13 protein-coding genes are annotated in these 13,230 nt (G+C 48.2%); 11 read left to right on the top strand and 2 right to left on the bottom strand.

Going from position 1 to position 13,230, the window contains the following annotated elements:
- Positions 1 to 477: 477 nt before the first annotated feature.
- From cydA to LWH95_RS15285, 5 genes are all read left to right on the top strand, one after another.
- Entirely contained in the window at positions 478 to 1,884 is a 1,407-nt protein-coding gene (gene cydA, locus LWH95_RS15305) for a cytochrome ubiquinol oxidase subunit I (RefSeq protein WP_232919917.1), read from the top strand.
- The gene (cydB, locus tag LWH95_RS15300) at positions 1,868 to 2,884 is read left to right on the top strand and encodes a cytochrome d ubiquinol oxidase subunit II (RefSeq protein WP_060399809.1); all 1,017 of its coding nucleotides are present in this window, start codon (positions 1,868 to 1,870) and stop codon (positions 2,882 to 2,884) included. The genes cydA and cydB overlap by 17 nt, the downstream gene beginning before the upstream one ends.
- The gene (gene cydD, locus LWH95_RS15295; protein WP_232919916.1) at positions 2,884 to 4,587 is read left to right on the top strand and encodes a thiol reductant ABC exporter subunit CydD; all 1,704 of its coding nucleotides are present in this window, start codon (positions 2,884 to 2,886) and stop codon (positions 4,585 to 4,587) included. Before cydB ends, cydD begins: the two co-directional genes overlap by 1 nt.
- The gene (gene cydC, locus LWH95_RS15290; RefSeq protein ID WP_232919915.1) at positions 4,584 to 6,311 is read left to right on the top strand and encodes a thiol reductant ABC exporter subunit CydC; all 1,728 of its coding nucleotides are present in this window, start codon (positions 4,584 to 4,586) and stop codon (positions 6,309 to 6,311) included. Before cydD ends, cydC begins: the two co-directional genes overlap by 4 nt.
- A gap of 287 nt (positions 6,312 to 6,598) precedes the next feature.
- Complete coding sequence (locus LWH95_RS15285; RefSeq protein WP_133485485.1) at positions 6,599 to 7,429, top strand: NAD(P)H-hydrate dehydratase; 831 nt, start codon at positions 6,599 to 6,601, stop codon at positions 7,427 to 7,429.
- A gap of 13 nt (positions 7,430 to 7,442) precedes the next feature.
- Here the strand turns inward: LWH95_RS15285 and LWH95_RS15280 are convergent, their stop codons facing one another.
- Complete coding sequence (locus LWH95_RS15280; RefSeq protein ID WP_148982349.1) at positions 7,443 to 8,816, bottom strand: cytosine permease; 1,374 nt, start codon at positions 8,814 to 8,816, stop codon at positions 7,443 to 7,445.
- Between the two features lie 212 nt (positions 8,817 to 9,028).
- Here LWH95_RS15280 and sigY point away from each other — a divergent pair, with 212 nt between their 5' ends.
- From sigY to LWH95_RS15250, 6 genes are read left to right on the top strand one after another with little or no spacing between them, the layout of a single operon-like run.
- On the top strand, positions 9,029 to 9,565 hold the full coding sequence (gene sigY / locus LWH95_RS15275; protein ID WP_003236140.1) for an RNA polymerase sigma factor SigY: 537 nt from the start codon (positions 9,029 to 9,031) through the stop codon (positions 9,563 to 9,565).
- On the top strand, positions 9,558 to 9,878 hold the full coding sequence (locus LWH95_RS15270) for a YxlC family protein (protein WP_232919914.1): 321 nt from the start codon (positions 9,558 to 9,560) through the stop codon (positions 9,876 to 9,878). Before sigY ends, LWH95_RS15270 begins: the two co-directional genes overlap by 8 nt.
- Complete coding sequence (yxlD, locus tag LWH95_RS15265; protein WP_060399803.1) at positions 9,875 to 10,081, top strand: sigma Y negative regulator YxlD; 207 nt, start codon at positions 9,875 to 9,877, stop codon at positions 10,079 to 10,081. Before LWH95_RS15270 ends, yxlD begins: the two co-directional genes overlap by 4 nt.
- Complete coding sequence (gene yxlE / locus LWH95_RS15260) at positions 10,078 to 10,266, top strand: sigma Y negative regulator YxlE (RefSeq protein WP_003218770.1); 189 nt, start codon at positions 10,078 to 10,080, stop codon at positions 10,264 to 10,266. The genes yxlD and yxlE overlap by 4 nt, the downstream gene beginning before the upstream one ends.
- A gap of 6 nt (positions 10,267 to 10,272) precedes the next feature.
- On the top strand, positions 10,273 to 11,160 hold the full coding sequence (locus LWH95_RS15255; protein ID WP_003236133.1) for an ABC transporter ATP-binding protein: 888 nt from the start codon (positions 10,273 to 10,275) through the stop codon (positions 11,158 to 11,160).
- Complete coding sequence (locus LWH95_RS15250; RefSeq protein WP_119914460.1) at positions 11,157 to 11,933, top strand: ABC transporter permease; 777 nt, start codon at positions 11,157 to 11,159, stop codon at positions 11,931 to 11,933. Before LWH95_RS15255 ends, LWH95_RS15250 begins: the two co-directional genes overlap by 4 nt.
- Here the strand turns inward: LWH95_RS15250 and LWH95_RS15245 are convergent.
- A complete protein-coding gene (locus LWH95_RS15245) occupies positions 11,930 to 13,132 on the bottom strand; it encodes an MFS transporter (protein ID WP_232919913.1) in 1,203 nt (400 codons plus the stop codon). The genes LWH95_RS15250 and LWH95_RS15245 overlap by 4 nt on opposite strands.
- Between the last annotated feature and the right edge of the window lie 98 nt (positions 13,133 to 13,230).

Here is a 13,230-nt window from a genome sequence, read left to right as displayed (position 1 = left end):
TATTAATAATTTACTATTCAACTTTTCACTTCATCACGTTACTGATGAAAAGAGGCATTCTGACTAAAATCGATCTGTGACAGAATGCTGAGAAACGAGTGCTGGTGCCGGACAAGCATTTTATTCGCAAGGAACGATGTGTTGATGTACGATAATAAAGGGTCATTTATCCTAGCAGCCGTCATAAATCAGCAACGAAATAGACAATAATCCGTCACATCATTCAGGACTTTTTAGGTATTTTGGGCTTTATTTTTGAAATGAATCGTTGTAAAGTACTTAATATGAACCAGTCAGAGATTGTGTCATTTGGTCAGTCTGGCAATCTTGCATCATATTGAACGACTTTTTGACACATTTGTGAAATATTGAACAATATTTTTTTCGTCTATTTTGTGAATTACTGATCAAAGTTTCGGTTCTGCTTGTGAAGTAGTGAGCAAATTACAGTTTTCAACCGGAAATGGAGGATAAAGCATGAGTGAATTGGTATTAGCCCGTATTCAATTTGCATCAACAACGTTGTTTCACTTCTTGTTTGTGCCGATGTCTATCGGGCTTGTGTTTATGGTTGCGTTGATGGAGACTCTTTATCTTGTGAAGAAAAATGAGCTGTACCTCAAAATGGCAAAGTTTTGGGGGCACTTATTCTTAATAAATTTCGCAGTCGGTGTCGTAACAGGGATTTTGCAAGAATTCCAGTTTGGACTGAACTGGTCTGATTACTCCCGTTTTGTCGGAGATGTATTTGGCGCTCCGCTTGCGATTGAAGCATTATTGGCGTTTTTCATGGAATCTATTTTTATCGGATTATGGATTTTCGGCTGGGACCGCCTGCCGAAAAAAATTCACGCTCTCTGCATTTGGCTCGTGTCATTCGGAACGATTATGTCGTCTTTCTGGATTTTAACAGCGAACTCCTTTATGCAGGAGCCGGTCGGCTTTACGATCAAAAACGGCCGCGCAGAGATGAATGACTTTGGCGCGCTGATTACAAACCCTCAGCTTTGGGTTGAATTCCCGCACGTCATTTTCGGTGCGCTCGCCACTGGGGCTTTCTTTATCGCCGGAGTGAGTGCTTTTAAACTATTGAAGAAAAATGAAGTGCCGTTCTTTAAACAATCTTTTAAACTCGCAATGATCGTCGGCCTTTGTGCCGGTCTTGGCGTCGGCCTTAGCGGGCACATGCAGGCTGAGCACTTGATGGAATCACAGCCGATGAAAATGGCTGCCAGTGAAGGCCTTTGGGAAGACAGCGGTGACCCTGCTGCTTGGACGGCTTTTGCCACAATCGATACAAAAAATGAAAAAAGCTCAAATGAAATCAAAGTTCCTTATGCCTTGAGCTACCTGGCATATCAAAAATTCAGCGGAAGTGTCAAAGGGATGAAAACACTTCAGGCTGAGTACGAAAAAATATACGGAAAAGGCGACTACATTCCGCCTGTCAAAACGACGTTCTGGAGCTTCCGCATCATGGTAGGAGCAGGTGTTGTCATGATTCTTGCTGCGCTAGGCGGCCTTTGGCTAAACCGCCGCAAAAAGCTTGAAAACAGCAAATGGTATTTGCGCATCATGATCGCTTTGATTTCCTTCCCGTTTATCGCGAACTCTGCGGGCTGGATTATGACAGAAATCGGGCGTCAGCCTTGGACGGTTATGGGCTTGATGACTACGGCTCAATCCGTGTCGCCTAACGTAACGGCGGGCTCCCTGCTATTTTCAATCATCGCCTTCGGAGTGATGTACTTGATTCTGGGTGCGCTGCTTGTCTTCTTGTTCATCCGTGAGATTAAAAAAGGTGCAGAGCATGATGAGCATCATGATGTGCCTGTATCAACAGATCCATTTAGTCAGGAGGTATACCATGGCATCTCTTCATGATCTTTGGTTTATACTCGTTGCTGTATTGTTTGTAGGATTCTTCTTTTTGGAAGGCTTTGATTTCGGGGTCGGCATGGCGACCCGTTTTCTTGGCCATAATGAATTAGAACGCAGAGTGCTGATCAACACGATCGGACCGTTTTGGGACGCGAATGAAGTATGGCTTTTGACTGGTGCAGGCGCCATTTTCGCTGCATTTCCGAACTGGTATGCAACGATGCTGAGCGGTTATTACATTCCGTTTGTCATTGTGCTGCTTGCGTTAATGGGCCGCGGGGTCGCGTTTGAGTTCCGCGGCAAGGTCGATCATTTGAAATGGGTAAAGGTTTGGGACTGGGTCGTTTTCTTCGGCAGTCTGATTCCTCCGTTTGTGCTTGGCGTGCTGTTCACGACATTATTCCGCGGGATGCCGATTGATGCCGATATGAACATTCACGCACATGTATCCGATTATATCAATGTATACTCTGTACTTGGCGGTGTGACTGTAACACTTCTTTGCTTCCAGCATGGATTAATGTTTATCACGCTGCGTACGATTGGTGATTTGCAAAACCGCGCCCGGAAAATGGCACAAAAGATAATGGGTGTTGTTTTTGTAGCGGTTCTTGCCTTCGCGGCCCTTTCTGCCTATCAGACAGACATGTTTACACGCCGCGGCGAGATTACCATTCCGCTTGTTGTTTTGATTGTCATCTGCTTTATGCTTGCTGCTGTATTTATCCGTAAGAAAAAAGACGGCTGGACATTCGGAATGACAGGCGCGGGGCTGGCGCTGACTGTAGGGATGATCTTTATTTCATTATTCCCTCGGGTGATGGTCAGCTCGATTCAAAGCGCGTACGATTTAACAGTAGCTAACGCTTCTTCCGGTGATTATTCGCTTAAAGTCATGTCAATTGCAGCATTAACCCTATTGCCGTTTGTAATCGGCAGCCAGATCTGGAGCTATTATGTCTTCCGGAAGCGCGTCAGCCATAAGGAGCCTATGACTTATTAATGGGAAAAGACCTGTTTCGATATAAAGGAATGAAGCGGATTCTCACCGTGATTACTTGTTTAACGCTGATTCAGACAGCCGCCATTATTATGCAGGCAGAGTGGCTGAGTGAAGCCGTAACCGGGCTGTTCAACGGGAAGAGCATTGCCTCCCTGTTTCCGGTGATCGGCTTTTTCCTCATCGCTTTTGTCGCCCGGCACGGGGTGACGGTGGCGCGCCAGAAAATCGTCTATCAATATGCCGCCCGGACAGGAGCAGATTTGAGAAAGAGTTTTCTTGATCAGCTGTTCCGGTTAGGCCCCCGTTTTGCAAAGAAAGAGGGGACAGGGCAAATGGTGACGCTGGCAATGGAAGGCATCAGCCAGTTCCGCCGCTACCTGGAGCTGTTTCTGCCGAAAATGGTCAGCATGGCGATTGTGCCTGCGGCGGTTGTCATTTATGTATTTTTTCAGGATCGCACATCAGCCATCATTTTAGTCGCTGCCATGCCGATTCTGATTATTTTTATGATTCTCCTCGGCCTTGTCGCGCAGAGAAAAGCGGATCGTCAGTGGAAATCCTATCAGAGACTTTCCAATCATTTTGTTGATTCTCTTCGCGGGCTGGAGACATTGCGTTTCTTAGGTTTGAGCAAGTCGCACAGCAAAAATATTTTCTACGTTAGTGAACGGTATCGCAAAGCAACGATGAGTACGCTTCGGGTGGCATTTTTATCTTCATTTGCCCTCGATTTTTTCACGATGCTGTCGGTGGCGACAGTTGCAGTGTTTCTTGGCCTGCGCCTCATTGACGGCGATATTTTGCTTGGGCCCGCTTTAACGGCGCTTATTCTCGCACCTGAGTATTTTCTGCCGGTGCGGGAGGTGGGGAATGATTATCATGCAACGCTAAACGGGCAGGAAGCAGGCAAAACCATTCAAGAGATTTTGTCGCAGCCTGGTTTTAAAGAAGAGGCGCCGCTTCAGCTTGGGACGTGGTCCGAACAGGATGAGCTGAAGCTGTCAGGCGTGTCAGTCGGCCGGTCGGTGTCCGATATTGATCTGTCATTCAAAGGCAAGAAAAAAATCGGCATCATCGGTGCAAGCGGTGCCGGAAAATCAACATTAATTGATATCCTCGGCGGTTTTTTGGAGCCGGATGGCGGTATGATCGAGGTCAATGGGTCACGCCGGTCCCATTTGCAGGACGGCAGCTGGCAGAAAAACCTCCTCTACATCCCGCAGCATCCGTACATTTTTGATGATACGCTGGCGAATAACATTCGCTTCTACCACCCAAGCGCTTCGGCCGAGGATACAGCCCTCGCAGCTGCAGCGGCGGGACTAACGGAGCTGGTGGACAAACTTCCGGACGGATTAGAGGGCCGGATCGGGGAAGGCGGCCGGGCGCTCAGCGGCGGCCAGGCTCAGCGTGTCGCGGTGGCTCGCGCCTTTTTGGGTAACCGTCCGATTCTGCTGCTGGATGAGCCGACTGCCCATCTTGATATCGAAACAGAATATGAAATAAAAGAAACGATGCTGGATTTATTTGAGGATAAGCTCGTCTTTCTCGCGACTCACCGCCTTCACTGGATGCTCGATATGGACGAAATTATCGTGCTGGACGGAGGCAGGGTTGCGGAAGTCGGGACTCACGATGAATTGCTGGCGACAAACGGTGTGTACACCAAACTCGTGGAGGCACAACTGGGGGAAAGAGCATGAAGAAAGAAGAATGGATTCTGCCGTATATCAAGCAAAATGCCCGCCTGTTCGTTCTGGTTATCTTTTTGGGCGCGGTGACAATTTTTTCTGCTGCTTTTCTCATGTTCACCTCAGGGTTTTTGATTTCTAAGGCGGCGACAAGGCCGGAAAACATCCTGCTTATTTATGTGCCGATTGTCGCTGTGCGCACCTTTGGGATCGCGCGGTCTGTGTCACGATATGTGGAACGCCTCGTCGGCCATCACATCATTTTGAAAATCGTGTCCGACATGCGCGTCCGCCTTTACAACATGCTTGAGCCGGGTGCCTTGATGCTGCGTTCCCGTTTTCGCACGGGGGATATGCTCGGCATTTTGTCTGAGGATATTGAGCATTTGCAGGATGCCTTCTTAAAAACGATTTTTCCTGCGATCTCAGCCTTGCTCCTGTATGCTGTTTCAGTGATTGCGCTTGGGTTCTTCTCTTGGCCGTTTGCCATATTGCTTGCGCTTTATTTGTTTGTTCTTGTTGTACTGTTTCCGGTAGTGTCTTTGCTCGTGACAAGAGCGAAGAATGCGAAGCTGAAAAGCGGGCGGAATATGCTGTACAGCCGTTTGACAGATGCTGTGATGGGTGTCAGCGACTGGATGTTCAGCGGACGCCGGCATGCGTTTATTGATTCCTATGAAAAAGAGGAACATGATTGGTTTGAGCTTGAACGGAAAAAACAACGCTTTACAAGATGGCGGGACTTTGCCGCGCAATGCCTTGTCGCCGGCCTTATTTTGCTGATGTTATTTTGGACGGCGGGTCAGCATACAGACGGTGAACTGTCCAAAACGATGATTGCGGCTTTTGTGCTTGTGGTGTTCCCGCTGACGGAAGCCTTTCTGCCGCTTTCTGATGCCTTGGGTGAAGTGCCCGGCTATCAGGATTCCATCAGACGCATGAACAAGGTTGCTCCTCAGCCGGAGGCGTCACAAACAGAATCAGCGGCTGAAACGCTCGATCTCCAAGATGTCACACTGTCCTTTCGTGATGTGACGTTTTCTTATGACGACAGCAGCCAAGTGCTGCACAACTTTTCCTTTACGCTGCGCCAAGGAGAAAAAATGGCGCTGCTCGGCCGGAGCGGGTCTGGGAAATCAACGTCCCTCGCATTAATCGAGGGCGCTTTAAAACCGGACTCAGGAACTGTAACGTTAAACGGAGTGGAGACAGCGCTGTTAAAGGATCAGATTGCTGATGCGGTGGCCGTGTTAAATCAAAAACCGCACCTCTTTGATACAAGCATTCTAAACAACATCAGGCTTGGAAACGGAGAAGCAAGCGACGAGGATGTGCGCCGCGCCGCTAAACAGGTGAAGCTGCATGACTACATCGAGTCACTGCCTGACGGATATCATACCTCTGTTCAGGAAACCGGCATCCGGTTTTCCGGTGGAGAGCGGCAGCGGATCGCACTCGCCCGGATTTTGCTGCAGGATACGCCGATCATCATTCTCGATGAGCCGACAGTCGGCCTCGACCCCATCACCGAACGCGAGCTGATGGAAACGGTGTTTGAAGTGCTGAAAGGAAAAACGATTCTATGGATTACGCACCACCTCGCTGGAGTGGAAGCGGCCGATAAAATCGTGTTTCTCGAAAACGGAAAAACGGAAATGGAAGGAACGCATAAGGAACTGCTGGCGGCAAATGAACGGTATCGCCGCCTGTATCATCTTGACGTTCCTGTAAAATAGAAGACAGCCCCTGAGGCTGTCTTTCAGCGTGTCGACAAACCCTCGCATTCGTTGTCAGTCCTGCGCGTTGGTGCTCACGAATTATAACATTCGCTCCGCTCCAATGCTCGTCCTTCCTAGACTTCAAGGGTTTTCAATCACGCTGAAAAGATGACAAAATCCTAAAACAAAAACCGTTTTAGGATTTTGTCAACAATCTGGAAGACAGCCCCTGAGGCTGTCATTTTTTTGTTTGAAATAAAGAAGGTACAGGAAAAATAGGAAGAGAAAGCAGAGGAGGGATAGAGATGAATGTGCCAATTTGGACGGAAGAGCATGTGAGAGCCTCGCTCCCTGAAAGAGATGCGGAGAGCCATAAAGGAACGTACGGTACGGCTTTGCTGCTGGCGGGAAGCGACGACATGCCGGGCGCAGCGCTTCTTGCGGGGCTGGGGGCGATGCGGAGCGGTCTCGGAAAGCTTGTCATCGGCACGTCTGAAAGCGTGATCCCGCTGATTGTTCCTGTTTTGCCCGAGGCGACCTATTGGCGTGACGGCTGGCAAAAAGCAGCGGACGCTCAGCTTGAAGAGACGTACCGGGCCATCGCCATCGGATCAGGGCTTCCGCAAACTGAAAGCGTACAGCAGGCAGTTGATCATGTGCTTGCGGCGGATTGCCCCGTTATTTTGGATGCCGGAGCGCTGGCGAAGCGCACGTATCCGAAACGGGAGGCGCCCGTCATCCTCACGCCGCACCCGGGTGAGTTTTCCCGCATGACAGGGGTGCCGGTGAAAGAATTACAAAACAAAAGAGCGGAATACGCAAAGGAATGGGCGGCTCAGCTTCAGGCTGTCATTGTGTTAAAAGGAAATCAAACCGTTATCGCGTTTCCCGATGGTGATTGCTGGCACAACCCAACCGGAAACGGGGCACTCGCCAAGGGCGGCACCGGTGACACACTGACCGGTATGATATTAGGCATGCTCTGCTGCCATAAAAATCCGAAGCATGCCATATTAAACGCGGTTTATCTGCACGGTGCGTGCGCCGAGCTCTGGACAGACGAGCACTCCGCCCATACGCTGCTCGCTCATGAGCTTTCTGACATGCTGCCTCGCGTGTGGAAGCGATTTGAATGATAAAAAGCTGTCTTCATAGAGAAGACAGCTTTTCTTGATAACCTGCTCGTTTTTTCAGACGCGGTTTCATCAATACATAATAAAGAACAGAAGGAACGGCCAAGCCGACAATCCATGCAATGTCTCCGCCGCCAAACATTTTGGCCAGCGGTCCGATGTAAAAGGATGTATTGATAAACGGGATTTCCAGCAAGATGGACAGAACGAACGCAATCGTGGTGATCCAATTGACTTTTCCGTAAGGCCCGTTCACATCGAACATGGCTTTGACTTGATACTTTCCGTGGCGGACGAAGTAGTAATCGACTAGATTGATTGCCGTCCACGGAATTAAGAAATAACTGATGAAAAAGATAAAATTCAAAAACAGCTCCATAAAATTGCTTTGCCCGAGAAGGCTTAAGACAGTGCCGACGAGCGTGACGCCAAGGATCATGATGATTCTGACTTTGGGTGTGACCTTTAATTTCAGAAACGGCTCAAGCGTTGTTGTCGTGGACATGAAAGCCCCATACAGGTTAAAGACATTGATCGCCATTTGCCCAAATAACACAATGATCAGCATAATGAATGAGAAGGGGCCGAACAATTGGACAATCTGGCTGCCTGAGTTTGTCGTAAAGTCAGGAAGTGCCGTCGTCAGCAAAGCGCCGAGCAGCATCATCCAGATGGAGCTGACAGATGTACCTGCATAGCTGTACCAAAACGTTTTGGACGCCGGCGTTTGAACTGGCAGATATCTTGAATAATCGGCAACATACGGCGCATAGGCCAGCTGCCACGTCGCGACTGCGCTGACCGCCACCAAGAAAATTGGCAGATCAACCGCTCCGGGAATCCAGCTGCCTGTCGGAATCGGCAATTGAAAAATGAGTATCGTTGCAGCAAAAAATACAGCAAAAGAGGTCCAAGAAAGGATTTTTTGCATTTTGTGAATCAAATCATGGCCGAAAATGGTGAGTAAAAAACATACGGCGCTTAAGCCTATAATGCTCCATGATCCCGGGATGGGAACAAAGCTGCTTAAGGTTCCAGCCGCCAGAATCGTACTGCTTGCGAAGAAACCAAGGTAGATAAACATGACTAGGAAGAGGGGAAGAATCGCTCCAATTACGCCGAATTGGGCACGGCTTTGAATCATTTGCGGGATGCCAAGCTGAGGGCCTTGCGCGGAATGAGACGCCATAAATATGGCACCGATTAAGGTTCCGCAAATAATAGCGGCAACACTCCAAAACAGATTAAGTCCCATTGCAACGGGAATCGTGCCAGTCACTAACGTGGTGATATGCATATTAGCCCCGAACCATACGGGAAATAAATCTTTCGCTTTACCATGTCTTTCTTCATTCGGAATATATTCAATCGTTCGCCTTTCTACTTTCAATGCATCGTCCTCCATATTGGATGTTTTTTTAAAATCGACATAAAGTCATAGCTTAACAGACTATGAGGGGGTTTACAAATGAGGATGTGCAGCCAAACGGTCGGGAAGCCTGATCTGTCAATGGCTGAAAAGAATTGTAAAAAAGCTGAACGCTTTTGAATCCGGTGTCGTCTTATAAGGCAGAAAAACAAAAAAAGGGGGGATCGCGGCCATTGGATACACATGAAGAACAGCAGCTGATTCAGCAGGCGAAAGAGGGAAACGACGAGGCGTTTACAGCCCTTTTCCACTATCATTATTCTTTTTTATATAAATACTTGTTAAAACTTTCCCTTCATCCTGACCTCAGCGAGGAGCTTGTTCAGGAAACCTTTCTGAAAGGGTACATTCATTTAAGAAGCTTCCAAGGCCGTTCCAAATTCTCCACGTGGCTGATTTCTATAGCATCCAGGCTCTATCTCGATCACCAGAAAAAGAGAAAGAGAGAATGGAAACGGAATCAGGCAGTTACGGAGGAAACAATCCGCAAGATCAAGTGGGACGTGTCAGTGAAAGGGGGAGAATGGAGCGAAACGCTGGATATGTTTTCAAAGCTGGATCCTAAATTGCGCACGCCAGTTTTATTAAGGCATTACTACGGCTATACCTACGCCGAAATCGGGCTGATGCTGCAGATCAAGGAAGGCACGGTGAAGTCCAGAGTTCATAAAGGGCTCCAGCAAATCAGAAAGGAGTGGAACGATGAATAAAGAAAAGCTTTCAATTCATTTCAAATCAGAATTGCAGAAAATTGATCAAACAGCCAATCCCTCTATACCAGATCAAAAAGAACTGCTTTACCAGCTGTTACAAATGAAAGCTGAACGCAGAAAAAAACTGATGAAAGAGATCATCTTATTTGTATTCTGTGCGCTGATGGTTGTGAGTGCGGCAATCCTGGCATTCACTCAAGCTCCCGCTGTGTTTATCGTGCTTCAGGTTTGTGTGCTTGCTGTTTTGCCGATTTTGATTGCGGCTGAGAAAAAAAGACATTTCGGTGAATGCGAGGTGGAGCGCCGATGACACAAACAGAAATTGTCATCATGGTTGCGGCTTATCTCATCGTATTGGCACAGGGGATCTTTTTATTTATTGATGCGAAAAAACGTAATCGCATGGCATGGGTATGGGGGATTGTCGGATTGATTACAGCACCGATGCCTCTGATTTGTTATTACTTTTTTGTCATTAGGCCGGACCGGAAGAAAAGGGGGATCAAGCAATGAATATTTCTTGGGAAATGATTTTGCCGCTGATTGTATTGCAGCTTGTGCTGGCGGTATTCGCTCTCATCAGCTGTATAAAGGAAGAGCGGACAAACGGGCCAAAGTGGATGTGGGCTGCAATCATTGTATGTATCAATATTATCGGGCCGATTTTATTTTTTACCGTCGGCAGAAAGCAAAGGTGAGCGGGCATGCTGTCTATTGAGTCATTATGTAAATCGTATCGGCATCATCGGGCTGTAAAGAATGTCAGTTTTCACGTGAATGAAAACGAGTGTGTCGCACTATTAGGCCCTAATGGAGCAGGTAAAACCACAACGCTGCAAATGCTGGCCGGGCTGCTTTCGCCAACCTCTGGAACCATCAAGCTGTTAGGGGAGAAAAAGCCGGACCGGCATTTGATTGGGTACCTCCCGCAGTATCCTGCTTTTTATTCATGGATGACCGCAAACGAATTTTTAACATTTGCCGGAAGACTGTCCGGTCTTTCGAAGAAAAAATGCCAAGAGGAAATCGGCGGGATGCTGGAATTTGTCGGCTTGCAGGAATCCGCGCACAAAAGGATCGGCGGCTTTTCAGGCGGCATGAAGCAAAGACTTGGTCTGGCACAGGCCCTGCTCCATAAACCGAAGCTTTTGATATTGGATGAACCGGTTTCTGCACTTGATCCGTCAGGACGGTTCGAGGTGCTGGACGTGATGCGGGAGCTGAAGAAGCATATGGCTGTTCTGTTCTCTACACACGTTTTGCACGATGCGGAGCAGGTGTGTGATCAGGTGGTGATCATGAAAAACGGAGAAGTTTCATGGAAAGGGGCGTTACAGCAGCTGAAAAAACAGCATCAAACGAACGTTTTCACTCTTACTGTAAAAGAGAAACTGAAGGGCTGGCTTGAAGAGAAGCCTTACGTATCAGCTATTGTCTATATGAATCCGTCCCAAGCTGTTTTCGAACTGCCAGATATACAAGCTGGCCGGACATTGTTGAGTGATTGTATCCGAACGGGATTGACCGTCACCCGTTTTGAACAGAAAACGGAGTCTCTTGAAGACGTCTATCTAAAGGTGGTGCACGCATGAAGGTGATGATGACGTTATTGCAGAAAGAATGGCTGGAAGGGTGGAAAAGCGGCAAGCTGATCTGGCTGCCGATTGCGATGATGATCGTAGGGCTCACACAGCCGCTGACCATTTATTATATGCCAGAAATCATTGAACACGGAGGAAACCTTCCTGACGGCATGAAAATCAGTTTTACGATGCCTTCCGGGTCTGAAGTGATGGTCAGCACGCTTTCCCAATTTAACACGCTTGGCATGGCTCTGATCATTTTCAGCGTTATGGGCAGCGTAGCAAATGAAAGAAATCAAGGCGTAACGTCGCTGATCATGTCGCGGCCTGTGACTGCAGCCCATTATATCGTGAGCAAATGGCTCACCCAAAGCGTGATCGGCATCGCGTCGTTTGCAGCTGGATACGGGCTTGCTTATTATTACATCTGGCTGCTGTTTGAGGACACATCATTCAGCCGTTTTGCCGCAAGCCTTGGACTTTACGCTCTTTGGATCATGTTTATTGTGACTGCTGGCCTTGCCGGAAGCACGATGTTTCGGTCTCTCGGAGCAGCTGCGGCTTCCGGTATCGGGCTGACAGCTGCAGTTTCCTTTGCTGTTTCGCTATTTCCTGATGGTGCGAAATGGCTTCCGGCTGCGCTTTGCAAGCAGGCGGAGCATATCCTTCTTCATGGAGAGAGAGCGGATTTCTTTGGATGGTCGCTCACATTCTCCATTTTGTGCATCATGCTTCTGGCCATGTTTTCTGTGTGGCGCTTCCGGCGGTATGAAAGCTATTAATTAATCATGTTACGCATTTTCACGAGCATCACAAGAAAGGCGGCAAATGCCAGTAACCCGGCTCCATAAAAAACCTCCGCAAGCCCGAAAAGCTGTGCGGTTTTTCCGGCAAGAAGGGGTCCGAGGAAGATGCCCAGCGCATAAAACGATTGATAAAACCCCATCACTGACATTTTCAAACGGGCAGAACTGATATCGACGACACGGCTTAGCAGCAAAGGAAATACGAAACCGAGCGCCAGACCGATGCAGGCGTGTGTGATGCAAACCGTGAACAATGTAGCTGAAAAAGGAACGAATAGCAAACAGACTCCGGTGACAGCAAAACTGATGAGCATCACGAAGTAAGCAATTCGGCTTGTGAAGCGCAGAAACACAAAGCTTAGTGTGGCGGCTGCGTGAGGGAGGAAAAAAGCGCTCATCACCCAAAGCAGCTCCGCATCACCCATTCCGAGCTGATTAATGAAAAGCGGCGTAAATCCAAACACTGTCATAAATAACACCGCATGAGCTGTCATAGAGAGGATGGTGAAAAGCTTCAGCTTCGGCAGCCGCAATGTGTCTTTGATGTATTGCTGCACACGAATTGTGTCGCGGTTCACTGGAGAAGCCGACGGGTCTTTAATAAAGCAGCATATCACCAGACCGGCGGCCGAGGCTGCCAGCGCCATCCAAAACGGGACCTGCCTGCCTAAATGGGCTGCCGCAAGCCCGCAGAACACAATGCTGACAAACTGAGGCATGACGGTGAAAAACTGCATGATGCCCATTGCTTTTGACGCATTGCTATTGTTGAAATAGTGCGCGTATAAAATGGTCGCCATTACCCACATAGAAGCGGTTATCCCCGCAAACAGCCGCGCGGCCAGCACGAAGAGGAAAGAGTCAAACATCAGAAAAAGCAGACTGCTGAGGACGGAAAACCCAAACCCGGCAATTAACAATTGCTTGCGCAGAGAAAACAGGATGTCTGACAGAAGGCCGAGCGGGAATCGCAGAAGGATTTGCGTGACCCCGTAGCTGCCGAGGATGATGCCGATTGCGCCGTATGAAAATTGCAGATCCTCCAAATACAGGCTGAATACAGGCACATAAATATAGCCTGAAAACCAAAAACAAAATACCATGCATAAAAAAACGGCGTGATCTAAAGCGCCGATTGTTTTTTTCTGAGGAATCATATCCTGCTGTAATTCCATCGTTTCTCTCCACCCCTTTCCTTCCAGTACAACACAACTGCTGAAAGCGTTTCAATAGAAAAATAAAAAAACAGGACTTCAAAAAAGTCCTGTTCGCT

The sequence above is a fragment of the Bacillus sp. G16 genome (assembly GCF_021282335.1).
In the GTDB taxonomy this organism is placed as follows: Bacteria; Bacillota; Bacilli; order Bacillales; family Bacillaceae; genus Bacillus; species Bacillus inaquosorum.
The sequence above is the reverse complement of the archived record's forward strand: the minus strand, read 5'-3'. Positions and strand labels throughout refer to the sequence as shown.

Coding starts and splice junctions, on each gene's coding strand:
- LWH95_RS15255 (WP_003236133.1), top strand. CDS start 10,273: ATGCTGTCTATTGAGTCATTATGTAAATCGTATCGGCATCATCGGGCT.
- LWH95_RS15270 (WP_232919914.1), top strand. CDS start 9,558: ATGAATAAAGAAAAGCTTTCAATTCATTTCAAATCAGAATTGCAGAAA.
- LWH95_RS15245 (WP_232919913.1), bottom strand. CDS start 13,132: ATGGAATTACAGCAGGATATGATTCCTCAGAAAAAAACAATCGGCGCT.
- cydB (WP_060399809.1), top strand. CDS start 1,868: ATGGCATCTCTTCATGATCTTTGGTTTATACTCGTTGCTGTATTGTTT.
- LWH95_RS15285 (WP_133485485.1), top strand. CDS start 6,599: ATGAATGTGCCAATTTGGACGGAAGAGCATGTGAGAGCCTCGCTCCCT.
- LWH95_RS15250 (WP_119914460.1), top strand. CDS start 11,157: ATGAAGGTGATGATGACGTTATTGCAGAAAGAATGGCTGGAAGGGTGG.
- yxlD (WP_060399803.1), top strand. CDS start 9,875: ATGACACAAACAGAAATTGTCATCATGGTTGCGGCTTATCTCATCGTA.
- cydD (WP_232919916.1), top strand. CDS start 2,884: ATGGGAAAAGACCTGTTTCGATATAAAGGAATGAAGCGGATTCTCACC.
- yxlE (WP_003218770.1), top strand. CDS start 10,078: ATGAATATTTCTTGGGAAATGATTTTGCCGCTGATTGTATTGCAGCTT.
- cydC (WP_232919915.1), top strand. CDS start 4,584: ATGAAGAAAGAAGAATGGATTCTGCCGTATATCAAGCAAAATGCCCGC.
- cydA (WP_232919917.1), top strand. CDS start 478: ATGAGTGAATTGGTATTAGCCCGTATTCAATTTGCATCAACAACGTTG.